Below are 25,021 nucleotides of genomic sequence, written 5' to 3' on the forward strand. Positions count from 1 at the left end.
TAAGTTTACCAGCGCTTGCTTTTACACTAAAGCGCTAACTGCACTTTTTAGTTATTTTCTATAATTGTTACTAAGTTATGCTCGCCGTTAACCTGCCAGCGTATATTATAATTATACAGTGTCATACCATAACTTTGCTCGCCTTGTTTTTGTTTTTTATAGGCAGGGCGTGGGTCTTGTTTTAGTACATTAGTAATAAAATCTTCAAGCTCAGGGTAGTGTGTTTGCTTGGCAATAAATTCAATTGCCTCGGGTGAAAACGCGACGCTCATTTGTGTTTCTGGTCGGGTATCGGCAAAACCGGCACTGGCGTCATGCATTGCATCTGAATACGGTAAGTAAGGCTTTATATCCACAATAGGCGTGCCATCGAGTAAATCTATACCAGCAAGCAGTAAACTAAGTTGGCCGTTTTTATACTCAACGCCTTCAAGTTTTACAGCGCTCATCCCAATGGCGTTGGGTCTAAATGTGGCGCGCGTTGCAAAAACACCTTTGCGCTCATTGCCGCCTAAACGTGGTGGGCGCACCATAGCTGAATACCCTTTATCGGCGGTTTCATGAAACCTAAATAACAGCCAAATATGGCTAAATTCTTCAATGCCTCGCACAAATTCTTCACGATTAAACTCAGCAGTAAAAATAAGTTTGGCTTTAGCTTGAGGCACTAAACGTGGTTGCCTAGGTATTGCAAACTTTTGTTTATAAGGGGATTGAATGTGGCCAACAGCCGAAATGCTATAATCGCTCATAATGCTCAGTTAACAAAAAAATAGGGTGCTATTCTACCTCTATTTAGTATTTATAGCAGTACAGTTAATGCGTTATATTTTAGACTGACTGGTTTAATCGAGTATTAGACTAAGCGGTTTAAAATATAGTAATTAGTGTTTATACCAATCTGCTAAATTAAGTGGAGCTATTTTGAGGCTGGAGCGACACGTTTAGCGCCGCGATATGATTAGCTATTATTACGGATGGGTATTATTTATAAGCAACAAAAAGGTGAGCACATGGCTCACCTTTAAGTGTTTTAAATGCTAATTAAAACATGTATTGAATTGATACAGATGCAACATCCATTTCTGGGTCAATTTCATCATCTAGTTCGTAGCGTTCGTACTCTAAGCGCATTTGAACATTGCTAGAAAACGCGTATTGAATACCTGCTCCGTAAAACACGTCGCCGCCGTCTTGTGATGCTGAAATGCTACCAACAGGAAGCTCTTGCTCTACATCTGCATCCCATTCAAACCAACCACCTTTAGCATATACTGAAAAGCTTTCAGAAAGCGGAGCCGCTAAAATAGCTGCTAATGACACACCATCAACTTCTGCTTTGCTGTCGATGTCGCTCACTTCATCAAAGTTTTGATAAGCTAACTCAACGCTAAAGTGTTCGTTAAATTGTGTACCAATGTAACCTTTTAGCATTTGTGCATCGTCATCAAATTCAGTGTCGTTTTCGCTGTCTTCAAATTCAAATGAGTATTGGCCATAACCAACACCTGTATAAATGCGAGGAGAATCAAAATCCGTAATGTCAGCGTGTGCTGCAGAGTTAAAACCCAGTGTTGCTAAAGCAATTGCAGAAAGAGAAAGTGTTTTAATCATTGTATAGCTCCTTTAAAAAAATAATAAATGTTTGATTTAACTTATCAAACGACAATTAGTTATTTGCAGTGAGCATGCCAACAATAGGCTGTGGTTACAAAATAGCCGTAAAAACGACTTATACGGCATTTTTACGGCTATTTTGTATTTTTTATAAGCAGGGTGAACTTTTTTAGTTTTTTGTTTTCTAAGTAAAGGTTGTACCTTTTACACGGTCTATGTGAATTTTACATTGTACTTTTATACTTTATGAAGCAAATTTTCTGTCTCAATTGCAATTTGTTTCATTTTAATAGCGTAGTTTTCCAATTTAATATCTTCTTCTGTTTGTGCTTTAAAAGCAGGAACCTCTACCGGGTAACCTGTTTCGTCCATTGCTACAAAGCTAATAACACAGTGGTTTGTTTCTACCATGTTTTGAGTTTTAGGATCGCCACACCGTACCTGAATAAATATCTGCATACTTGTTGACCCTGTATGCGCAATTTTTGCTTCAACTTCGACAATTTGCCCAACCAAAATAGGGCGTCTAAATTTAACCCCAGCAACAGAAACGGTAACGCAATAATGGCCGCTCCAACCTGCAGCGCAGGCATAACCCGCTTGGTCAATCCATTTCATGACCACACCACCATGAACCTTCCCACCAAAATTTACATCGGTAGGCTCTGCTAAAAAACGAAATACAACATTTGACGACGGCATATTAAATACTCACTTTATGAAACTTACCTATGAGCATACCGTAAAAAAGGGGCCGAAGCCCCTGCAATTTAGGATAGGTTTATAATTTATATGTAAAAGATAGGTTTTTAATGCACCTTTGTGCATAAAATAGTTACATATTAGGGTAGTTTGGCCCGCCAGCACCTTCGGGTGTTACCCAAGTAATGTTTTGGCTTGGGTCTTTTATGTCGCAGGTTTTACAGTGCACACAGTTTTGAGCATTAATCACAAACTGATCTTCACCTTCAATTTGTTGCACTTCGTATACCCCTGCAGGGCAATAGCGCTGTGCGGGCTCGTCAAACTTTACTAAATTAACCGCAATAGGAATGGCGGGATCTTTAAGCTTTAAATGGCAAGGCTGCGACTCTTCATGGTTAGTATTAGATAAAAACACGCTAGAGAGTTTATCAAAGCTAAGTAGGCCATCAGGCTTAGGGTAGTCAATGTGAGGGCTGTTAGCTGCATCTTTTAGCGTGTCGTAATCGGGCGTGTTGTCTTTAAAGGTAAAGGGCAGTGCACCGTTGAAGATGTTTTGATCAAGGGTATTATACGCACCCCCAGCAAACTTACCTAAGGTATGCATAGCGGGGCCAAAATTACGCGATTGGTAAAGCTCTTTATAAGCCCAAGATTTTTCAAACGCGTTTTTATAATCGGCTAAATCAGTATTAGCTTGGCCATTTTGGAGTGCTTTAAAAATAACGTCTGCCGCCACCATGCCCGATTTCATTGCGGTATGGTTACCTTTAATTTTGGCAAAATTGAGCGTACCGGCATCGCAACCTATTAATAAGCCACCAGCAAAATGCATTTTAGGCAGCGAGTGAAGGCCGCCTTTTGCAATTGCACGGGCGCCATAGGCAATGCGTTCACCCCCTTCAAGGGTTTGTTTAAAAACAGGGTGGTGTTTCATTCGTTGAAACTCATCAAACGGGCTTAAATGCGGGTTAGAATAATTTAAATCAACAATTAACCCTACAACCACTTGATTGTTATCGCAGTGATACATAAAAGAGCCGCCATTGGTATCGCCACTTAGCGGCCAGCCCGTACCATGCACTACTTTACCTTGCTGGTGTTTACTGGCATCTATTTGCCAAATCTCTTTAAAGCCTAAGCCATAGTGCTGTGGTGACACATCTTTATCAAGCGCAAACTCGTTGATAAGCTGCTTACCTAAATGCCCGCGACACCCCTCAGCAAATACAGTGTATTTAGCGCGAAGTTCCATACCTGGCATATAACCATCTTTTTCATTGCCGTCTTTATCAACGCCCATATCGCCTGTAACAATGCCTTTAACGGTGTCTTGCTCAATAATTAAAGAGTGAGCGCTAAAGCCTGGGAATATTTCAACGCCTAAATTTTCAGCTTGCTCGGCAAGCCATCGGCACACATTGCCCATAGAAACAATGTAATTACCTTCATTATGAAATGTTTTAGGGGTCGCAAAGCGAGGGAGAGTAGTGGCTTTTTCGCTGTTATTAAACCAATAAATTTCATCCTGTGTCACTTGTGTAGTGACGGGGGCGCCAAGCTCTTGCCAGTTAGGCAAAAGCTCATCTAAAGCTTTGGTTTCAAATACCGCGCCTGAAAGAATATGCGCGCCTACCTCGGAGCCTTTTTCTACCACACAAATAGTTTGTTCTTGTTGTTTTTCTTGCGCTAGCTGTGCGAGCTTAATAGCACTGGCAAGGCCTGCTGGGCCCGCACCTACAATAACTACATCAAATTCCATGGTTTCACGTTCGACCATAATAACCTCTTAATCAATGACGGGCTTAGCTAAATTAGATAAGCAATGCAGCCTTTTTAATACTTGCACATTAAATGTTACAGGCTGTGAATACTTTAAGGTTATTTTAGGTTGACGTTTACGTCAACAGGAAGTAGTCTGAATTCATAAAATAAATAGGTTGACGTACACGTTAGCTTGTAGGTTTAAATATAGATGGAGTTCCTATGAAAGTTCTCGTTCCAATAAAAAGAGTGATCGATTACAACGTTAAAGCACGCGTAAAGGCTGATAACAGCGACGTTGACTTAGCAAATGTAAAAATGGCAATGAACCCATTTTGTGAAATTGCGATAGAAGAAGCCATTCGATTAAAAGAAGCGGGCACAGCAACAGAGGTTATAGCGGTAACAATTGGTGCAAAAGCAGCGCAAGAGCAGCTACGCACCGCACTTGCATTAGGTGCAGATAAAGCCATTCACATCGAAACCGATGAAAAACTAGAATCGCTGCACATTGCTAAATTATTAGCAAAATTAGTTGAGCAAGAAGCCCCAGAACTGGTTATTTTAGGCAAGCAATCTATTGACTCAGACAACAACCAAACTGGCCAAATGCTGGCGGCTTTAACTAAGCGCGGCCAAGGTACGTTTGCCTCTAAGGTGGATATAAACGGTAACACAGTGAATGTAACCCGTGAGGTAGATGGTGGCTTACAAACTGTTGCACTAAAACTGCCCGCTATTGTAACTACCGATTTACGCTTAAACGAGCCTCGCTATGCATCGCTGCCAAATATAATGAAAGCAAAGCGTAAACCACTTGATGTAATAGCAGCAGATTCGTTAGGTGTAGATTTAACACCCCGCGTACAGTTAATGAAAGTAGAAGAGCCGGCTAAGCGCAGTGGCGGGATTGTTGTTGAAGATGTAGCCCAGCTGGTAGAGAAACTTAAAACAGAGGCAAAGGTGATTTAAATGAAAACACTTGTAATTGCAGAGCACGATAACGGTGCACTAAAACCAGAAACCTCAAAAACAATCAATGCGGCAAGTAAATTAGGCTTTGATATAGATGTACTTATTGCGGGTTTAAATGTAGGTGCAATGAGCGAACAGGTTGCCAGTATAGAAGGTGTAACAACTGTACTCACTGCCGATAATGCACTTTATCAGCATCAGTTAGCTGAAAATATGGCCGAGCTTGTTTTAACTATTGCCGATAATTATACACATATTGTTGCCAGTGCAACCACCACAGGTAAAAACTTTATGCCTCGCGTTGCAGCGCTTTTAGATGTTGCACAAGTGTCAGAAATAATAGAAGTAATAGATAGCGATACATTTAAACGGCCCATTTACGCCGGTAATGCAATTGCCACGGTTAAATCGCTTGATAGTAAAAAAGTGATCACCGTACGAGCGAGTAGTTTTGACTTACAAAGCCAACAATCACCTGCCAGCATAAATGCATTAGATACACTAAGTGATACTCAATTAAGTGACTTTGTAAGTGTTGAACAAACCGAGTCAGAGCGTCCTGAGCTAACTGCAGCTGAGGTAGTTATATCAGGTGGTCGTGGCATGCAAAATGGTGAAAACTTTGCCTTATTAAACGGTATTGCTGACAAGTTAGGCGCTGCAATTGGTGCGTCTCGTGCTGCCGTTGATGCAGGCTTTGTACCTAACGATATGCAAGTAGGGCAAACAGGTAAAATCGTAGCGCCTAATCTGTATATTGCCGTGGGCATAAGCGGTGCTATTCAACATTTAGCAGGTATGAAAGACTCAAAAGTTATTGTAGCGATTAATAAAGACCCAGACGCACCTATATTTCAGGTGGCAGATTACGGCCTGGTTGCTGATTTATTTGAGGTATTACCGCAGCTTGAAAACGCGCTATAAACATATTCTGGTTGTAAAGCCGCGGTGAACTTAGGTTCCTGCGGCTTTTTTTATTCCACCTCAAGCATAGAATAATGATGCGCTGACAAAGTATCTAAAACACGCTTATCTTTTAATAAATTAAGCAACACCTCTGCTTGTTCTACAGAGCGGCTAGATTGGCTATTTACCAATAAAATTAGGGGGCGAACAAACGTATATTCACCATTTTTAATAGTTTCATCTGAAACGTTAACGCCATTGATACCCAGTAAATTTATTTTATTTATTTTTTTAGAGCCAAGCAGCTGCGAGACTGCACCGTAAGAGTCAAAAGCAATGGCATTGGGCATGCGTTGTACTATGCCAAGGGCTTGGTTAAATTCGTCATACATCTGCACTTCCATTTTAGGAAATAACCCGTGGTTACCTGCCTGCTTTAGTTTAATTGTATTACCATTTGGAACCCGCATAAAAGATAGGTTTAAAAACTCTAATAAAATATCAAAGGTGCCATGGTTATAGGCCTTACTAAACAGGAGAATTTTATTATCTCTTTGTGTCTCTGGTTTATAATCTGGGTTAACTTCTTGCCACGTTTTATATTTGCCCGCATAAATGTCGCTGAGTTGCTCTACGCTTAGCGAATCAATATTATTTTTTTTGTTAGTAAAAAATACCAGCGCATCTTGCGCAATAACAATTTGACGTACATGAGGGTATTGCTCTTGCTCTGCATTGGTTAAATAGCGCGATGAAGTACCAATATCAATAATGTTTTGTGCTATGGCTTTAATGCCTTTAGTACTGCCCATAGAGCGGACTTGCATGGCCGTATTAGTTTGCTCTTCATAGTTGGGCTTTAATAAAAGCAACAGGTGCGAGACCGAAGAAGAGCCGCCAATAAGTAAAGGCTTGTGATCGGGGGCGATATCAGAAACTGATGTTGCAATGTTAGAGGAAGAAAGCAGAACGGTGGCTGCTAAAATAAGGTTTTTTATCATGCTATTAGCCAAATAACGAATACGTTATAAAACTATAGTTCAAAATTTATAAATCTCTAATTTATAAACAGTATTTAACAAAGCCATAATTAAAAACAACAGGCATTAAAAAGCCAGCAAAAAAGCTGGCTTTTAAAATCAATTAATTGATTAGTACGTTGCGCTGCCTTTAGTACGAGGGAAGGCAATTACATCACGTACGTTGCCCATACCTGTAACATAAGCAACTAGGCGTTCAAAACCTAAACCAAAGCCAGAGTGTGGCACGCTACCGTATTTACGTAAATCGCGGTACCAGCTGTAATCTTCTTTGTTTAAGCCCATTTCATCTAAACGCGCATCAAGCACATCAAGGCGCTCTTCACGTTGTGAACCACCAATAATTTCACCAATGCCTGGTGCTACAACGTCCATAGCGGCAACGGTTTTACCGTCTTCGTTTTGGCGCATGTAAAACGCTTTAATATCGCGCGGGTAGTTTTTAATAACAACCGGTGCTTTAAAGTGCTCTTCAGCTAAGTAGCGCTCGTGCTCAGATTGTAAATCTACACCCCATTCAACGGCGTACTCAAACTTTTTACCACATGATTTAAGTATTTCTACGGCGTCAGTGTAATCAACTTGGGCGAAGTCTTTTTCTACAAACTCTTCTAAACGGCTAATCGCTGTTTTTTCGATACGTTGTGCAAAAAACTCCATATCGTCACGGCGCTCTTCAAGTACCGCTTTAAATACGTACTTAAGCATGTTTTCAGCAAGTTTTGCAATATCTTCTAAATCAGCAAATGCTACTTCAGGTTCAACCATCCAAAACTCAGCCAAGTGACGAGACGTGTTTGAGTTTTCTGCACGGAATGTTGGGCCAAAGGTGTAAATTTTTGACATAGCCGATGCGTATGTTTCACCATTTAGCTGGCCAGATACCGTTAAAAAGGCTTCTTTACCAAAAAAGTCTTCGCTGTAATCAACGTCGCCTTTATCAGTGCGTGGCAAGTTTTGCATATCAAGTGTTGATACGCGGAACATTTCACCTGCGCCTTCACAGTCACTGGCTGTGATGATTGGGGTGCTGATCCAGTAAAAGCCTTGCTCGTGGTAAAAACGGTGAATTGCTTGTGCTAAACAGTTACGCACACGTGTTACCGCACCTATCATGTTTGTACGTGGACGAAGGTGAGCATGCTCACGTAAATACTCAATGCTGTGGCGCTTAGCAGCCATAGGGTATGAATCTGGGTTTTCTACCCAACCTAAAACTGTGACAGAATTAGCTTGAATTTCAAATGACTGACCTTTACCTGCAGATTGCACTAACACACCAGTAACCGACACAGAACAACCGGCTGTTAAGCTAGTAACTTCATCATAATTATTTAGTGAATTAGGAACTACCGCTTGAATAGGATCAAAACACGAACCGTCATGAACGGCTAAAAATGATATTCCTGCTTTTGAATCGCGGCGTGTACGGATCCAGCCTTTTACTGTTACTTGGCTGTCTACCGCAACATTGCCTTTTAATAGCTCTGAAATCGCTAAATGGCTCATCTTCACTCCAATGATATAAGTTGCCTAACTGTATAATATTAACTACTCAACGCAGCGGTTAAATTTAGTGCGTTGAACTTGAACCGTGTATCTTACCTAGTTAAATAAAATAAAAAAACTATTGTGAGCAACTCTTTAAAAGTTTTTATGCAAGTGGGTTACTTTTAAAGCGTTTTTTGCTTTAAATTACCACTATTGTTATTTGGTGCTCTGAAATTTAGTGATTTTGTGGCATTATTACTGCGTGTTGACTCTACGGATTGAAATTAGCCAACCTTAAGGCTATTTAATCACCGAGCAAAATGTGTAAGCTAGTGGGCGCGCTAACTGCTTCAGCGTTATTCTAATGGCTTACAATGATGAAATAATAAGTAACAATTAAGCCGGTAAATCAGCACATCATAATTTAACTATTTAATATTTACCATTACCCAGAAATGGATGCTATGAAACAAGTTTTTATTTTAAGAGGGCTACCAGGAAGTGGTAAGTCTTACTATGCACAAACCCTAGCCGATGAGCTTGGTGGAGTAGATACAAGCCAGTATTTAATTTGTTCAACCGATGACTACTTTGTCAATGAACAGGGCGAGTATCACTTTGATAAATTTAAACTACCGCAATATCATAATTTAAATTTAGCGCGCTTTATAAATGCTTTAGCGCAAAATATTCCGCTTGTAATTGTTGATAACACCAATATAAAAAAATGGGAGTTTATTGCGTACTCTCAAGCAGCACATGCACTTGGTTATCAAGTTAAAGAAGTTATTGTTGGTGAAGTAAAAGACAAGTCTATGCAGCATTTATACGCTAAGCGCAACACGCATAACGTGCCTTTAAAAACCATTAGTAAAATGGCGTACATGTTTGAGTGGTAGGTGAGTGTTACTTATGGGTTATTTAAGCTTTATTAAAGCGCTTAAATCACATTGAGTAATGGCATCTAGATGAGCAGTGATTTTTTCATTGCTCCAATCCCACCAAGCTATATCTAATAACGTACTTATTGTGTTGCTATCAAACCTGGGCTTAATTACTTTTGCCGGATTACCGCCTACCACGCTATAAGGGGGTACATCGCAGGTAACCACCGATTTACTTGCAATGATAGAGCCACTGCCAATATTTACCCCTGGCATTATGGTTGCGTCATAACCAATCCATACATCGTGACCGATAACCGTATTGCCTTTAAAGGGTAACTCGCCAGCCTGCGGGGCCGATTTTTCCCAGCCGTTGCCAAATATAAAAAATGGATAGGTAGAAAACCCCGCGGTTTGATGATTAGCGCCGTTCATTATAAAGGTCACATTTTTAGCTATGGCGCAAAATTTCCCAATAAGGGTCTGTTTACCTTTCAGGATTAAAATTTGTTCAAACTAGTGGCAATTTAATCGCGGCGCGAGGTTTGTGACCTAGTGGGCTAAGTGAAAACGGAGCAACAAAGAGTTATTTGCCCCTAGGCAGAACCCTTCGGGCAGTGCGTGTTTGGTCTTTATGCTGCGTTATCGCCTATTTATGTGAAATAACCACACTACATAGGCTCTGCCTTGTCTAAAAACCAAACACACTACTGCAAATTTAATCTCGAAAGATAAACAGACCCTCTCGATCTCCAATAAAATCGAAATGGTAAAGGACATTTTTTTCGAAGTTTTCAGGGCCGTCAGGATCGTCGTAATAGGTATAATCACCCACCACTATATTAGGCGAGGTAATAAAGTTTTTTAAAAAGCCAACCTGAGGAAAGCCCTCAACAGGGGCTGGGTTATTTGGATTAGGGCCCTGTTTAGACATAGCTACCTCATAGTTTAATTATTGTTTTTTATACACAGCCAGCGGGTGAGTAGTAACAATAGATACATGAACGCTGTCACCCGGATTAACAACAACCTCGTGGCTTACACGGCTAGTAACGAGCGTATTACAGCTTAATTTAACCGCACATAAACGGCTGCCACCTTCAAAGCGTACCCAAACAACTTCACCGTTAGGTTGATTTAAGTTTTGAATAAGCTGTACATCGTCAGGGCGAAGCAACACATCTACATCGCCACTGTCGCAGTCTATACCTTGGCCTGGTGCTACGCCAATGCTAGTGGTTGCTTGGCCATTTTCAAACTGCCCAGCAATAAAGCTTGCCTCACCTAAAAAGCGTGCTACAAAGCGGTTGTTTGGCATGCTAAAGCATTGTTCAGGGCTGTCGAGTTGTTGTATTTTACCGTTTTGTAATACACCTACACGGTCACCTACCGAAAGCGCTTCTTCTTGGTCGTGAGTAACCCACACGGCAGGCACTCCCGCTTCTTTTAGGGCGTTTCTTATATCCCAGCGCAGCATGTCTTTTAATGCGGCATCAAGGTTAGAAAGTGGCTCATCAAGTAACACAAAATCTGGCTGGTGAGCAAGTGTACGAGCAAGTGCTACACGCTGTTTTTGACCACCAGAGAGGGTGGCTGGCTTTTTTGCTCTAAAATCATTTAGACCAAGTAGTTTAATCCAATGATCGGCAATGGCGGTGTCTTTTAATCTAAAACAAATGTTTTGCTCAACCGTTAAATGAGGAAACAATGCAAAATCTTGAAACACCATACCAACACTGCGTTTTTCAGGGGGCACATTACGTTTTGGCGTTGCGCGCCATTTGCCTACGTTTATTTCACCCTCACTAATGGGGATAAGCCCTGCAAGTGCTTGCAATATTGTACTTTTACCGCAGCCCGTAGGGCCTACTAGCATGAGAATTTCATTTTCACCTAACGATATATTTAAATCGCTTACTACACGGTTACTGCCGTAATCTATAGACAACTGGCTTACAGATAGCATTTGTTTTTAAATCCTCAATGTTCTAGTTGGTTACGTTTTTCGCCAGACATCATAATAGCTAAGCCACAGGCAGAAATCACCACTAACAATAATCCGGGAATGGCAGCACGGCCAAAGTAACCGGCTTCGTACACACGCCATAAATAGGTTGAAAGGGTTTCGAACCCGGTCGGGCCTAGCAATAGCGTTGCTTCAAGCTCGCGCATTGATTCTAAAAATACCAATGCAGCACCGGCAATAATACCACGCATTGTTAGCGGCAGGGTAATGCGAGTAAAGGCTTCACGCGGGCTTGCACCTAATACGCGCGCCGACTTTATTAAGCTTTGATCCAAATGCTCTGTACTGGTGCGAATAGAGCCAACTGCAAGCGGTAAAAATCGTAGCATGTAAGCAATAATCAGAAGCGCTAATGTTTGATATAAAAATGGGAGTTGCAAGCCGCCATATACCAGCGCGGTACCCATCACAATGCCAGGAATACCAAAACCAAAATAGGTAACACGCTCCATTATTCTGCCGGCTTTTCCGCTTAATGCGGCATGAGCAACAGGAATAGCCACAATAACCGCCACTATGGCAGCAATGGCTGAGGCGTACGCTGAGTTCCACGCTATGCTAAAGTCAAAATTGCTATAACCATCGCGTGCTAACCAAACAAAAAATATCGCCAGCGGCAAACCAATAGCTAACAATAAAATAGGGCCAAACGCAGCAATCATTGCGGTTATTTGCCATTTAGTGGGAAATAAAACCAGTGGGCGACCGTGTCGTTCAGAGGCGGTTTTTATTTGTGATTCTATTAAAAGTAAAAAGCCAACAATAACCATTAATTGCAGCGACAACATCGCCGCACGTCCTAATGCAAACGCATTGTATTCTACGTAAATTACCCGGGTAAAGGTATCTAGTCGCATCATTGCGGGTGTACCAAAGTCTGAAAGTGTATACAGCGCCACTAATAATGAGCCCGCTGCAATACCGTTAACTACACGGGGTAAAATTACTTTAAACACACTTTGTGTCATCGACATACCCAAGGTACGCGCTGCATTTACCATGCTGGCATCTAAACTGAGCAATGACGAGCGTGTGGTCATCATTACAAAAGGGAAGGTATACAAGGTCATTACAATGGCTGCACCGCTTAACCCATACATGGGTGGGGTTTCAAAGCCAAGTAGGTTATTTATTTCACCCCCTGGGCCAAACGCAGCGTACAAAGTAAATGCGCCAATATAACTTGGAATAGCCAAGGGCGCAGCAAAAATCACCAGCCATATTTTTTTAAAAGGCAAATGCACATAAGCACTTATAAAAGCCAGTGGTACCCCAATCAAAATTGAGCCTAATACGGTTAAGCCCATTAGCGATAACGTATTGCCCAGTATTTTTAAATTATGACTGTCAAAAAGGGTACTGGTGTCGCTAGCAAGGGTAATTAAAATATAAACAGGGGTAATCGTAATGAGCGCTGCAAGCAGCGCCATTGGGTAAGAAGCAGGTATTCGCATTTATAAAACGCCGTTGTTGCGCATCAAGTTGATGGTGGGGCGTAAATCCGCAAGTTGAGTTAAATCAACCTTTGGTGGAGATATGTCACTCAGCGACGGTAAGCCTGCCGGTTGAGTAATGCCATTAACAAGCGGTATTTCATACGCTTCTCGGGCTAAATAACCTTGTACTTCTTCGCTTAATAAGTAACGCATAAAGTTAGTAGCAAGTGGGTCATCGTTTAGCGTTAAAATACCCGAGGCATTGACTAAACAACCTGCATCTTGCTCGGTAAAGGCTAAGTCTAATTTAGCATCTGGTTTACCCGATTTAAGACGCAGCGTGTAGTAGTGATTAGCAAAACCAATATCTACTTCACCACGTTCTACTGCCATTACAACACCGAGTTCACCGGCGTATGTTTTAGCGCGCTTTTTAACTTTTTTAAGCCATTTAGCGGTTTTATCATCGCCTTCTAAAATACGCATAGCGGTAACAAACGATTGAAACGATGCATAAGCAGGCGCCCAACCAATTGATAAATCGCTATCTGCAATGTCCATTATGCTTGTTGGAATTTGATCTTTAGTTAAACGCGATGTGTTATACGGTAAGGTTCTGATCCGACCGGTAACCGGCGCCCATTGATCGTATCTAAATTGCGGTTGTAACTGTGCAGATAAATCACTCGGTAGGGGCTTTGCAAGGCCTGCATCGGTAACTAGGCCAATAGCGCCTGAGTCAACCGCCCAAAATAAATCGGCGCGGCGTACACCTGCCTTTGCCTCTGCCACAATAGTATTGGCAAGTGCAGCAGTCGGGCCGCGGCGAATAGCTAAGTTAAAGTCAGGATTTTTTTTCTGAATCGCTTGTAATACATTTTCATACAAACCACCTTCACCACGGCCTAGGTATAAGGTTAAATCACCTTTAAGCTTTGGTAAATTATCAACAGAAACTGGGTTTGCTATATCGGCAGCTAGTGCGCGAGAAAGGGGCAGTGGCAAAGCGCCAACAACCCCTAACGCAGCTAGGCCTTGTATAAAGGTCCTACGCTTCACTTAAAAAACATCCTTACGCGACTTCTCCGCTTTTTCTATTAGCGTTTTAGCGCGGTCTAATTTAGTGTGCATATCACTTACCACGTCACGTACTTCATCAACGCTTTTAGCGCTTTTAATTGTTTGCGGTAGTGTTACGTTAAAATCTTTTTCCAGCACTTCTACTAGTTTTGCATCTTGTTCGATAAGCGTACCTTCTACGCCTTCAAAAAGGTGTAAATACGTATCGTGAACAATTTCAGTGGCTTCTTCGTTTAAGCGCTCTGCAAATTTAGCAACAACACGGTCAAGCTTGTGCTTGATTTCGTCAATGGTGGCACTTTGGGTCATGCCTTCTGTAGCAGTGGCTTTAACTGTATCAAGTAAGCCTTTTTGCTGGAATTTTGCCGCAAGCTTAACAGCACCAAGACCTTGCCACAAGGCTATGTTCATGGCTTTTTGCTGATTGCGCACTTCTTGGGCAGGCTTGTTGTTATCAATAGCCATTTTTACACCATAAATGCCTTGCCAAATTGAGGCATATACAGGCACAAAGTTAGTTTCAATGGCGCTGTGAAACTTAACCGACTCCCAATATTCAATTAAATCGTCGCTGTTTACAGCCTTTGCACCGCTTTTGCTGTAGTCAGTTACCATGGTGTCTACTTTACCAACCATCCATTCAACTTCTTCTGAATAGTCTTTAATGTTTTCTTGTAAATGGTTTACGTGTTCACCAATTGGGCCGTTAGCTAGCGCCGGTTGCGTTACAAAAGCAGAAGCTAACAATAAGCTTGCACCTAATGTTTTTACAGATTTAGAAAGGTGTTTCATAGTAAAGAGTCCGAAAAGGTAATTGTAAATGATAGACATTATCATATCCGTAATATTTACTAAAATCAATATAACAAATACGTCAATGCAAAGCTCAAAACCTGAGCAAAATTAATACCTAACAGGCAAATAATGACTATGCCTTTTAGGTATAATTTAACGCTTAGCAGTAATGCTTACCTGCAATTGCAGTGTAAATGGCATCACATAAGGTGTTTATACTGGCTGAGTCACTTATATACGGGGGCATTAGGTAAATAAGTTTACCAAAGGGTCTAATCCATACGCCTTGCTCTACAAAAAAGGCTTGAATTTTAGCAACATCTACATTGCCAGCGGCATCAGTTAGCTCTACAACACCTATTGCGCCTAAGGTACGCACATTGGCTACCGCATCTAATTCATTGCACTTTTTAAGCTGTTGTAGTTGAGTGTTTATATCGCTAATGCGTTGTTGCCAATCCTGCGCTAAAAGTAAATCTATACTGGCGCACGCAACTGCACAAGCAAGCGGGTTGCCCATAAATGTAGGTCCGTGCATCAAAACGCCGGCTTCGCCTTCACTAATGCCTGTGGCTATTTTATCACTGGTTAGTGTGGCCGAAAGAGTCATTGAGCCACCGGTAAGGGCTTTACCAATACATAAAATATCTGGCTCTATATTAGCGTGCTCTACAGCAAATAATTTACCTGTGCGGCCAAACCCTGTGGCTATTTCATCGCAAATCAGTAATACATTATATTGTGTGCATAATTTACGAACGCAGGCTAAATACGCGGGGTGATAAAAGTTCATGCCGCCGGCGTTTTGTACTATGGGCTCAATAATAAAGGCGGCTACCTCGTGGTGGTGCGTTTTAAAGTATTGTTCAAGCGTTTGGGCTTCTGCTTGGTTAAACTCGCCATTAAATTTACTTACAGGGGCGGGTACAAACACATGCTCTGGTAAAAAACCTTTATACAAACTATGCATAGAATTAACCGGATCGCACACGCTCATAGCGGCAAATGTATCACCATGATAACCCTTATACGGCGTCATTAATTTTTGCTTGTGTGTAAACCCTTGGCTTAACCAATATTGCAGCGCCATTTTAATCGCTACTTCTACACTTACCGAACCGCTATCGGCTAGAAACACCTTAGTTAAACTTTTTGGGGTAATTGTAATAAGCCTTTTACACAGCTCTATCGCGCTATTATGGGTAATGCCGCCAAACATTACATGGCTCATGCTATTAATTTGTTCAATCATGGCGTTATTTAATACCGGGTGATTATAGCCATGAATTGCGCTCCACCATGAGGCCATGCCATCAATGAGTTGCTCGCCGGTTTCTAGGTAAATTAAATTATGATTTGCATGAGTAACAGGGTAAACCGGGATAGGCTGTGTCATTGATGTGTAAGGGTGCCAAATATGGTCACGATCAAAATCAAGGTCAATCGTTTGTTTTTTATTCATATGTAAACTTTAACGTGGTGGGTTTCGTTGACAATGGTACTTCAAGACGTAGACTAATCCAACATCACCACTGAGAAAAATAAGAGACTACTATGGAACTTGCACCTGTTCGCCACGATTGGACCCACGCCCAAGTAAAGGCATTATTCGAAATGCCATTTAACGATTTATTATTTAAAGCGGCATCGGTTCATCGCGCTAACTTTAATCCTAACGAAGTACAAATATCTACTTTATTATCTATTAAAACAGGGGCTTGCCCAGAGGATTGTAAATACTGTCCGCAATCGGGGCACTATAAAACCGACTTAGAGCGCGAGCGCCTACTAGAAGTAGAAAAAGTGGTAGAGCAAGCACGCCTAGCTAAACAAAAAGGCGCAACCCGTTTTTGTATGGGCGCAGCATGGTCAGATCCAAAAGACAGAGACATGCCGTATATTTCTAAAATGGTAAAAGAAGTAAAAGAACTTGGCCTAGAAACCTGTATGACACTTGGAAAACTTACCAACGAAAAAGCACATGAGCTAAGTAGTGCAGGGCTTGATTACTACAATCATAACCTCGACACTTCGCCTGAATATTACGAGCAAATTATATCAACGCGCACCTTTGAAGACAGATTAAACACCATAGATCACGTGCGTGATGCCGGCATGAAAGTATGCTCAGGCGGTATTGTCGGTATGGGCGAGCAAGCAAGCGACCGTTACGGTTTATTAATGCAGCTGGCTAATTTACCACAACAGCCTGAAAGCGTACCTATTAATATGCTGGTAAAAGTAAAAGGCACTCCGCTTGAAAACGTAGACGATTTAGATCATTTTGAATTTATACGCACTATAGCTACTGCCCGTATTATGATGCCACACAGCTACGTGCGTTTATCGGCAGGGCGCAGCGCCATGAACGAGCAAATGCAGTCGATGTGTTTTTTTGCAGGCGCTAATTCAATATTTTATGGTGATAAGCTACTCACTACCGAAAACCCAGAGGCCGATGCCGACATGAAGCTAATTAAAAAATTAGGCATGAACCCAGAAAAACACCAAGACTACTCAGACGAAGCCGTTGCCGCATCGCTGTCATCTCAAGTGGCCGATAAAGCAACCTCAGCCTTATTTTACGAAGCCTAAGCTTACTCTTTATGCCATTTGAATTTTTAAATACGCATTTGCAGCAACAACAGCAACATGCGTTATTGCGTAAACGCCATGTGGTGCAGCGCGCCACAGCACGTACCATTACGGTAAATAACGCAACGTACCTTAATTTTGCCAGTAATGACTACCTAGGTTTTGGTGATTGCAGTATTAACCTTGAGCAAAACAACGTACTCGGTAGCCACAGCTCACCTTTAGTTACTGGGTATCAGGCGCAGCAACACCAGCTAGAGCAATACTTATGTAGCGCGCTTGGCTACGAAGCTGGCATGTTGTTTAATTCGGGGTTTAGTGCAAATAGCAGTGTAATTAAAGCGCTGTTTAACGATAAAAGCACTGCGCAAAACAGTGCTATTTTTCAAGATAAGCTAAACCACGCCAGTTTGATTGACGGCGCAATGCACTCAAATGCCGCATTAATACGCTTTAACCATAACGATTTAAAGCATTTACGTTCGCGGCTCGAAAAATCAAAAGCACACAATAAGCTAATTATTAGCGAAGGGGTGTTTTCGATGGATGGCGACACCGCCCCCATAAAAGAGCTGCTTGCTTTAGCTAAAGAGCACAATGCTTGGCTTATGATTGATGATGCACATGGTTTTGGCGCACTAGGTAAAACCGGTTTAGGTAGCTGTGAGGCATTATTAGATGAAGGCTTAGCACTTCCCGATATACTGGTTATTACCTTTGGAAAAGCAGTAGCAAGCAGCGGAGCCTGTGTATTAGCAAATAACCAATTTATTAATTACATGCTGCAGTTTAACCGCGACTACACGTATTCAACCGCTATGTCGCCGCTTATGGCAGCACTTACGCTTACGCGCTTACACGCCATTAAATGTGCAGATGTTAAACGCGGGCAGCTTAGTAGTAACATTGCTTTTTTTAAGCAGCTTTGTAAACAACACGCCATTGCGGTAATGGAGTCAAACACTGCTATTCAGCCCATTGTACTTGGCTGCGCTGAGCAAACGTTACACGCAGCACAAAGGCTTAAACAGCAGGGTATTTGGCTAACCGCTATTCGCCCACCTACGGTTGCGCATAATACCGCGCGGTTACGTGTAACCTTAACAGCGGCGCATACCCATGCAGATATAACAGCTCTTGTTGAAAACTTAAAAGGCGCAATAGCATGATTGCGCAGGCTTTAGCTCATACCGACAGCAAGCAAGCTTTAAATAAAAAACGCGCGCTTTTACCTATAAATGGGGCTTCACAAAAGCGTGCGCTTATACAAAGTGCTGAGCAAGTACGCCCTCATACAGCGCTTAAAAAGGGGGCGAGTGATAAGTTTTCTAAAGCAGCTGAGCAATACAACAGCCATGCCAATGTACAAAAACAGGCAGCAAGCGATTTATTTAAATTAATAAACTCCCAGCCATACAACCAAAGTAAATGCTGTGTAGATTTAGGAGCTGGTCCACTGGTTAATACCTCACAGCTAAGCAAACAATACGGCCAAGTCATCGCGATAGATTTAAGCTTAAACATGCTTAAAAGCGCTGCATCAACTAACCCAAAAGTTTGCGCTGATATGGATAACCTGCCGCTACAAGCAAGCAGTATTGACGCTATATTTAGTAACTTTGCAGTGCAGTGGTCGGCTAATTTTGAAAAATTAATGCATACGCTTTATAAAAGCTTAAAGCCTGGCGGGCAGGCTTATATAAGCACAGTGGTTGCGGGCTCGCTTAACGAAATTAAAACAGCGTTTGCAGCGCTAGATAACCGTAGCCATATAAATACATTTAATACACACGCTTATATAAACCAGTCGGTCCAAAAGGCAGGGTTTAGTATTAATAGCTCGCAAAAAGTAATTTATACCGATTGTTATTCAAGCCCGTTAAAAGCCATTAAATCTATTAAAGCCATTGGTGCTACAACACAAAATCATGCTAATTCGCGCCAAGGGTTATTAACGAAGTCGGCGCTACAGCGGGTGTGTAATGCGTATCCGCTTTTAAACAATCAAGCGTGTGTATCTTACCATGTGGTATTGTTATCATTACAAAAAAGCCATGAGTAGCTAATACTAAAATTAATCAAGGCACTAAAATGAAAGAATTTTTTATTACCGGTACCGACACCGACGCCGGAAAAACCCACGTGACTAGTTTGCTATTAAAGCTACTTGCCCAGCATAAAAAAAACGCAATTGGCTTTAAGCCACTTGCCGCAGGCTGCGAAATGGCGTTTGATCAGCTAGTTAATGCCGATGCACTAATGCTAATGGAAAGCGCCACGGTAAGTGCCAAATACGATGTAATAAATCCCTTTGCCTTTGCGCCGCCCATTGCGCCGCACATAGCCGCAGAGCAAGTAGGGGTTAATATTACGCTCGATAAACTAAGCACAGCGTACTCAACACTTAAACAACAAGGTGCCGATTACCACCTAACCGAAGGCGCTGGTGGCTGGGCACTGCCAATTAATAATATCGATTATTTATACGACTGGGTTAAGGCCGAGCAACTACCCGTAATTTTAGTAGTAGGCATTAAACTAGGCTGTTTAAACCATGCTTTACTCACCGCTGCCCATATGCAAAGTTTAGGCATTAATTGTGTAGGCTGGATTGCAAACCAAGTTGACCCAAATATGGACGAATACCAAGCTAACCTTGATTCGTTAAAAGCACGCTTGCCATTTCCTATTTTGGCTATAAGCCCATACAGCGAGCAAACCCCTAAACTGCAAATATACAAAACCTTACTTAATACCCTCAATATACAGAGCTAATTGTGGCTGCTTTGCGTTTTTAAATGCAAAGCAGTTTTTATATTAAATACATGAGCTTATTAATTGTATTTACGCCTTGAAATTGCCCCCTTTAGTACACATATTACAAGTTAAAGCTATTGTTACTAAGGAAATAAACCGCTACATGACGCACCCATATATTAAACGCTTCGCTCAAAACACACAGGTAACGGGGGAACCCGAGGTAAAGCCAAGTGCTCAGCCTAAAACCCGTGTGGGCATTTTAGGTGGCGGCACAGCAGGGGCAACAATAGCTATTAGATTGGCAGCGCTAGGGATTCATACCACTATTTTTGAGAAAAAAAAGTCACTTATAGATGGCCCACCTATGTGCCATTTACATGCCGGTGGTAATTTATACCGTGAAATACCAGACGAAGACTGCATAGATTTACTCAAACAATGTATCGATATTTTACGCCTATACCCCTACACCATAGACGTACGCCCAACCGTGTTTGCAGTGCCTACGCGCGATGACGATTCACCCGATGATTTACTACCACGATTAAATAAAATCACCAACGCGTATAAAGAGTTAGTTGAGCAAGACCCTAACAACAAAGTACTTGGCGAGCCCGACAATTACTACCAGCTGTATAGCCATGAACAAATGATAGCGCTGAGTAAAAAAGAGCAGGTTGCAGAGCCTAAAACGCTAGATGAGTGGATGATCCCCGTTGCTAAGCACCTAAACTTAAACAAAGTAAAATACCCGCTAATTGTTGCTCAAGAATACGGGTGGAATATATTTAGGTTATCGGCCAGCGCCCAACTTGCGCTTGCCCAGTACGAACACGCTAATGTACTTACCAGCACAGAGGTAAAGCAAGTTAGCCAAGCTGAGCAAACCAGTGCCAATAACCAATCGCCAACTTGGAAAATTGAATACCAAAATAACCAAAGCGATACTACGCAAACAGTAGAGGTAGACTACCTTATTAATGCCTGCGGCTTTCAAACCGGTATTGTAGATGACATGGTAGGCGTAGAGGCCAAACGTATGGTCGAATTTAAAGCCTCTTACATTACGCATTGGCAAGGCGCTGGCGGGCAAATTCCAGAAATTATTATTTATGGTAACCGTGGTACGCCAGAAGGTATGGCACAGCTAACGCCTTATCCTAATGGCTATTATCAAATTCATGGTATGACCAACTCAATTACCTTGTTTAACGATGGCCTAGCCGATACCAACGAGCAAAGTGCACAGCCGCAATTGCCAGCTAAATATTTAAATTACATAAACAATGGGTGGGATCAGCAGGTACTAAAAGCACGTAGCCAAAAAGCCATTGATTATGTAGCCGAGTTTGTTCCGGCATTTAAAAACGCCAACACGCAAAACAATGCCTTGTTTGGTGGCCAGCAAATCCCAGGAGAAGACGATACCTTGCGCGTCGCAGATGTTAGCTTATATTCGCATATTAGCTACGCACGTGCCGAAAACGTAAAAGCGTCATCTACCTTAATCGCTGCTGATGAAATAGTGGCTGAATTTACTAAACTTGGCTTAATAAGCGACGATGCGCACATAAATGAGCATCGTACTCATCACCAGTGGACGTATCTTCAACAACACAACCATGCAGATATAACCAAGGTTGCACAATTACTCGCAAAAGAGCGCGGCTTTCCTACAGATATGGCAACAATTAATAATTGCATTACAACTAGCGGCATAACCAGCAACTAATTGTTTTTATTGGCGTAACGAGGTTTAATAACTACGTTACGCCACACTTTACTCCCTTTTTAAACTCCTCAAAAAATTTATTAATAAACCTGCAAATAACCCTTGCGTTATGACATAGTTTGTCACAGAATAGCCTCAACGTGATGACATAGTGTGTCATAGCGTAATGATTGCTTTAACCTAATTTAATTTTATGTTCGGTGATCAAACCTATTTTTGTGAGGACAATATGAAACGTATATTTTTGTTTTTATTAACTAACCTAGCGGTTATGTTGGTATTAGGTGTAGTGCTTTCAATAATAATGAGCGCGCTGGGTTTAAGCCATCGTAGCCTTGGCGGAATATTACTTATAGCCTCTGTATTTGGCTTTGGTGGCTCGTTTATTTCGTTATTTATGTCTAAGTGGATTGCAAAAAAATCAACGGGCGCACAGGTAATTACACAACCGCGCAACGAAACCGAGCACTGGCTTGTACAAACGGTATCAGCACAAGCTCAAAAAGCAGGTATAAAAATGCCTGAAGTAGCAATTTACGACAGCCCAGAAATGAACGCCTTTGCAACCGGCCCAAGCAAAAACAACTCGCTTGTGGCGGTAAGCACAGGTTTATTACATAACATGAATCAAGACCAAGCCGAAGCCGTACTTGCCCACGAAGTATCGCACGTTGCTAATGGCGACATGGTAACGCTTACGCTAATACAAGGCGTGGTAAATACCTTTGTAATATTTGCCGCAAAAGTACTGGCAGGCATAGTTGATAACTTTTTAAATGGCGATGAAGAAGAGGGCGGTAGTAGCTGGTCTTACTTTTTATTCGATATGTTATTCCAAGTTGTATTTGGTGTGCTTGCAAGCATAGTGGTAGCAAGTTACAGCCGTAAGCGTGAATTTGCAGCCGACAGCGGCGCAGCTAAATTAGTAGGTGCAGACAAAATGCGTTCAGCGCTTGAGCGATTAAAGCAAAACCACCCGTCGCAATTACAAGGCTCAATGATGGCCTTTGGTATAGCAAGTGGTAAAGGGATGGCTGAACTGTTTTCATCTCACCCACCGCTAGATGCGCGAATAGACGCCCTGCGTAAATAAGCTAACTCTTATTTAAAAACACAAAAGCCAGCTAATTAGCTGGCTTTTTAGTATGTGGTAACCGGTTTATTAAGCGTTCAGGCTATTTACCAAAAATAATATCGGTAATGCCCTCTGGTGAGAGTATTTCTATCCAGTAGCCGTCAGGGTCTTTTATAAATGCTAGGCCCTTCATTGAGCCATCATCTGGCTTTTTAACAAATTCTACATTGTATTTTGCAAAGCGCTCACTGGCAGCGTATACATCGGGTACGCTAATGCCAATATGGCCAAAGCCTTTAGGCTCTTGGTTACCGCTGTGGTAGCCCTCAAAGCTATCGTCGTCTTCTGTGCCCCAGTTATGGGTAAGCTCGATTAGTGCAGGGCGACCAAATACCCATTTAGCTTTGGTTTTATCATCACCTTGCGGCTGCTCTGGCTCGTAGCCTAAAAAGTACAGCGTAAACTTCATTTCAGGAAAGTCATACTTACCTAACAGCTTCATACCTAATACGTTTTGATAAAACTCGAGCGACGGTTTGGGATCTTTAATACGCAACATAGTTTGCTGCATCACATAGCCTTTAGTGGCCTGTTCAATTTGCTCTGGCGATTCGTTATAGCTAGACATGGTAATCCTTTGTATAAATTAAGAAGCGAAAACTTAGATATAATGCTTAAGTTATCATAATCAACCATCGTCTAAATTTAAACTGCTTTAAATTACTATTGCCTATCTTATTCATACAGTTTTAATTTGTAAGCATGTACGGTTTAACTAAAGGCTATACGTAATTTTAACTACAGGGAGTAACTATGTTTTTTGATGATATGCAGGGCTTAATACGCGTACTTATTATTGGCGTACTTGGTTATGTAGCGCTGGTGTTTTGGCTGCGTATATCGGGTAAGCGTACGCTTTCTAAATGGAACGTGTTTGATTTTATTGTCACTATTGCGCTGGGCTCTATTTTAGCCTCGGTGATTATTACAAAAAGCGTTGCGCTGCTAGAGGGCATGCTCGCGTTTATTGTGTTAATAGGGCTGCAATATTTTATTACGTGGCTAAGTGTACGCTCATCTAACTTTGCTTCGCTTATAAAAGCAGAACCTACGCTATTGCTGAGTAATGGAGAATATTGCACGGCGGCACTTAAATCGCAGCGGGTAACTAAATCAGAAATTCGCGCTGCCATTCGTGGTGCGGGTATATTAGCCATAGATGATGTAGCCGCTGTAGTGCTAGAAACCGACGGCAGTTTTAGCGTACTTAAGCAAAATAACAGTGGGTTAAAAACCGCGTTAAGTGATGTAAGCGAGCAATAAAGTAAGGCGCTATTACTTATACTTATACTTATATTAATTAAGGCAGGTTTAATTCCTGCCTTATCATTTATTAAAGCCTAATTTATTTAGCGTGCTGCTCTAACAAACTAAAGGTAGGTAAACGCCACTTAAAGCGAATTGACGCCATACGTATTAAGTAGCCTGCAACAAGGCTTACAATAATGCTGATATTGTCATCAATATTGTAATGGTGCAGTGCCAAGAATAAGCAGGCAACAAGTAACGATACACTCGCGTATAGCTCGTTATGTAATACCAACGGCGCTTGGCGACATATTAAATCGCGCAGTAAGCCACCAAAAACACCCGTTACAACCGCAGCCACAACACAAATACCATAGTGCAGGCCCATATTTAGCCCAACTTGGCAGCCAATAATGCTAAACGCCGCAAGCCCTAGCGCATCTAAGCGCATAAAAATGCCTTTAAATTTAACCACCCACTTAGCAAGCCACGTAGTCACAATGCCCGCTATACAAGTAATTAAAAGGTATTCAGGGTGCTGAACCCAGGTAAGCGGGTAATTGCCAAGTAAAATATCTCGCACACTGCCACCACCAATTGCTGTTGCACTGGCAACCAGTACAACGCCAAACCAATCCATTTTCATTCGCCCAGCGCTAAGTGCGCCGGTCATGGCTTCTGCAGTAATACCAATAATATAAACAACGGTTAATAGCATGAGATAATCACTTGAAAATTGCACGTAAAAATAAGGTGTGGATTGTATAGATAAATTAAGTAAATAACGAATGAAAAATCACACTAAAAACGCTTAATTCAGATAGAAATAACTAAT

At 41.7% G+C, this 25,021-nt stretch carries 24 protein-coding genes and 1 pseudogene; 10 read left to right on the forward strand and 15 right to left on the reverse strand.

All coding sequences use genetic code 11. The features are described from left to right. Positions 1-47: 47 nt before the first annotated feature. From tsaA to PSH41_RS03755, 4 genes are all read right to left on the reverse strand, one after another. A complete protein-coding gene (gene tsaA / locus PSH41_RS03740; protein WP_273588294.1) occupies positions 48-752 on the reverse strand; it encodes a tRNA (N6-threonylcarbamoyladenosine(37)-N6)-methyltransferase TrmO in 705 nt (234 codons plus the stop codon). Positions 753-1,044: 292 nt separating this feature from the next. After that, the gene (locus PSH41_RS03745) at positions 1,045-1,614 is read right to left on the reverse strand and encodes an outer membrane beta-barrel protein (RefSeq protein ID WP_024033565.1); all 570 of its coding nucleotides are present in this window, start codon (positions 1,612-1,614) and stop codon (positions 1,045-1,047) included. A 240-nt stretch (positions 1,615-1,854) separates the two neighbouring features. Beyond that, positions 1,855-2,319, reverse strand: coding sequence for an acyl-CoA thioesterase (locus tag PSH41_RS03750; RefSeq protein WP_004586653.1), 465 nt, complete (start codon positions 2,317-2,319; stop codon positions 1,855-1,857). A gap of 133 nt (positions 2,320-2,452) precedes the next feature. Next, positions 2,453-4,099, reverse strand: coding sequence for an electron transfer flavoprotein-ubiquinone oxidoreductase (locus PSH41_RS03755; RefSeq protein ID WP_273588291.1), 1,647 nt, complete (start codon positions 4,097-4,099; stop codon positions 2,453-2,455). 206 nt (positions 4,100-4,305) lie between these two features. On the opposite strand from PSH41_RS03755, the gene PSH41_RS03760 reads away from it, so the two are divergent. Then, entirely contained in the window at positions 4,306-5,055 is a 750-nt protein-coding gene (locus tag PSH41_RS03760) for an electron transfer flavoprotein subunit beta/FixA family protein (RefSeq protein ID WP_273588289.1), read from the forward strand. Next, on the forward strand, positions 5,056-5,982 hold the full coding sequence (locus tag PSH41_RS03765) for an electron transfer flavoprotein subunit alpha/FixB family protein (protein WP_121637523.1): 927 nt from the start codon (positions 5,056-5,058) through the stop codon (positions 5,980-5,982). A 50-nt stretch (positions 5,983-6,032) separates the two neighbouring features. On the opposite strand, the gene PSH41_RS03770 is transcribed toward PSH41_RS03765, so the two are convergent. Next, on the reverse strand, positions 6,033-6,965 hold the full coding sequence (locus PSH41_RS03770) for a PstS family phosphate ABC transporter substrate-binding protein (RefSeq protein ID WP_273588286.1): 933 nt from the start codon (positions 6,963-6,965) through the stop codon (positions 6,033-6,035). Positions 6,966-7,115: 150 nt separating this feature from the next. Further along, a complete protein-coding gene (gene asnS / locus PSH41_RS03775; protein ID WP_024033570.1) occupies positions 7,116-8,513 on the reverse strand; it encodes an asparagine--tRNA ligase in 1,398 nt (465 codons plus the stop codon). A gap of 446 nt (positions 8,514-8,959) precedes the next feature. On the opposite strand from asnS, the gene PSH41_RS03780 reads away from it, so the two are divergent. Further along, positions 8,960-9,394, forward strand: coding sequence for an ATP-binding protein (locus tag PSH41_RS03780; RefSeq protein WP_004586647.1), 435 nt, complete (start codon positions 8,960-8,962; stop codon positions 9,392-9,394). Between the two features lie 18 nt (positions 9,395-9,412). Here the strand turns inward: PSH41_RS03780 and PSH41_RS03785 are convergent. From PSH41_RS03785 to bioA, 7 genes and pseudogenes are all read right to left on the reverse strand, one after another. Continuing rightward, positions 9,413-9,871, reverse strand: a pseudogene (locus PSH41_RS03785) (CatB-related O-acetyltransferase); the annotation flags it as partial. A 226-nt stretch (positions 9,872-10,097) separates the two neighbouring features. Further along, positions 10,098-10,313 carry a hypothetical protein gene (locus PSH41_RS03790; RefSeq protein WP_055253664.1) on the reverse strand — a complete coding sequence of 72 codons (216 nt, stop codon included), beginning with the start codon at positions 10,311-10,313 and terminating at the stop codon, positions 10,098-10,100. Between the two features lie 18 nt (positions 10,314-10,331). Then, positions 10,332-11,345: an ABC transporter ATP-binding protein gene (locus tag PSH41_RS03795; RefSeq protein ID WP_004586644.1), complete on the reverse strand. Its 1,014-nt coding sequence runs from the start codon at positions 11,343-11,345 to the stop codon at positions 10,332-10,334. 14 nt (positions 11,346-11,359) lie between these two features. Further along, positions 11,360-12,859, reverse strand: coding sequence for an ABC transporter permease (locus PSH41_RS03800; RefSeq protein ID WP_126007128.1), 1,500 nt, complete (start codon positions 12,857-12,859; stop codon positions 11,360-11,362). Beyond that, entirely contained in the window at positions 12,860-13,900 is a 1,041-nt protein-coding gene (locus PSH41_RS03805) for an extracellular solute-binding protein (RefSeq protein ID WP_004586642.1), read from the reverse strand. After that, positions 13,901-14,713, reverse strand: coding sequence for a hypothetical protein (locus PSH41_RS03810; protein ID WP_004586641.1), 813 nt, complete (start codon positions 14,711-14,713; stop codon positions 13,901-13,903). A gap of 163 nt (positions 14,714-14,876) precedes the next feature. After that, positions 14,877-16,178 carry an adenosylmethionine--8-amino-7-oxononanoate transaminase gene (gene bioA, locus PSH41_RS03815; RefSeq protein ID WP_273588284.1) on the reverse strand — a complete coding sequence of 434 codons (1,302 nt, stop codon included), beginning with the start codon at positions 16,176-16,178 and terminating at the stop codon, positions 14,877-14,879. 92 nt (positions 16,179-16,270) lie between these two features. On the opposite strand from bioA, the gene bioB reads away from it, so the two are divergent. From bioB to htpX, 6 genes are all read left to right on the forward strand, one after another. After that, complete coding sequence (gene bioB, locus PSH41_RS03820) at positions 16,271-17,311, forward strand: biotin synthase BioB (RefSeq protein WP_004586639.1); 1,041 nt, start codon at positions 16,271-16,273, stop codon at positions 17,309-17,311. Between the two features lie 11 nt (positions 17,312-17,322). Beyond that, positions 17,323-18,480 (forward strand): aminotransferase class I/II-fold pyridoxal phosphate-dependent enzyme, encoded by a 1,158-nt coding sequence (locus PSH41_RS03825; protein WP_273588282.1) that lies wholly within the window; start codon positions 17,323-17,325, stop codon positions 18,478-18,480. Further along, positions 18,477-19,373, forward strand: a complete 897-nt coding sequence (locus PSH41_RS03830; RefSeq protein ID WP_273588280.1) for a methyltransferase domain-containing protein — start codon at positions 18,477-18,479, stop codon at positions 19,371-19,373. The genes PSH41_RS03825 and PSH41_RS03830 overlap by 4 nt, the downstream gene beginning before the upstream one ends. Positions 19,374-19,402: 29 nt before the next feature. Further along, positions 19,403-20,086 (forward strand): dethiobiotin synthase, encoded by a 684-nt coding sequence (gene bioD / locus PSH41_RS03835; protein WP_273588278.1) that lies wholly within the window; start codon positions 19,403-19,405, stop codon positions 20,084-20,086. A gap of 145 nt (positions 20,087-20,231) precedes the next feature. After that, a complete protein-coding gene (locus PSH41_RS03840; protein WP_273588276.1) occupies positions 20,232-21,803 on the forward strand; it encodes an FAD-dependent oxidoreductase in 1,572 nt (523 codons plus the stop codon). A 229-nt stretch (positions 21,804-22,032) separates the two neighbouring features. Next, a complete protein-coding gene (htpX, locus tag PSH41_RS03845; protein WP_024033579.1) occupies positions 22,033-22,896 on the forward strand; it encodes a protease HtpX in 864 nt (287 codons plus the stop codon). Positions 22,897-22,978: 82 nt separating this feature from the next. Here htpX and gloA read toward each other — a convergent pair whose 3' ends face one another. After that, positions 22,979-23,506, reverse strand: coding sequence for a lactoylglutathione lyase (gloA, locus tag PSH41_RS03850; protein WP_248461512.1), 528 nt, complete (start codon positions 23,504-23,506; stop codon positions 22,979-22,981). Positions 23,507-23,691: 185 nt separating this feature from the next. Here gloA and PSH41_RS03855 point away from each other — a divergent pair, with 185 nt between their 5' ends. Further along, positions 23,692-24,201, forward strand: a complete 510-nt coding sequence (locus PSH41_RS03855; RefSeq protein WP_248461511.1) for a DUF421 domain-containing protein — start codon at positions 23,692-23,694, stop codon at positions 24,199-24,201. A gap of 82 nt (positions 24,202-24,283) precedes the next feature. Here the strand turns inward: PSH41_RS03855 and PSH41_RS03860 are convergent, their stop codons facing one another. Beyond that, a complete protein-coding gene (locus PSH41_RS03860; RefSeq protein ID WP_058550084.1) occupies positions 24,284-24,904 on the reverse strand; it encodes a trimeric intracellular cation channel family protein in 621 nt (206 codons plus the stop codon). Positions 24,905-25,021 lie beyond the last annotated feature (117 nt).

Origin of the sequence: Pseudoalteromonas sp. CST2 (assembly GCF_028599385.1) — a bacterium.
Taxonomy (GTDB): Bacteria; Pseudomonadota; Gammaproteobacteria; order Enterobacterales; family Alteromonadaceae; genus Pseudoalteromonas; species Pseudoalteromonas atlantica.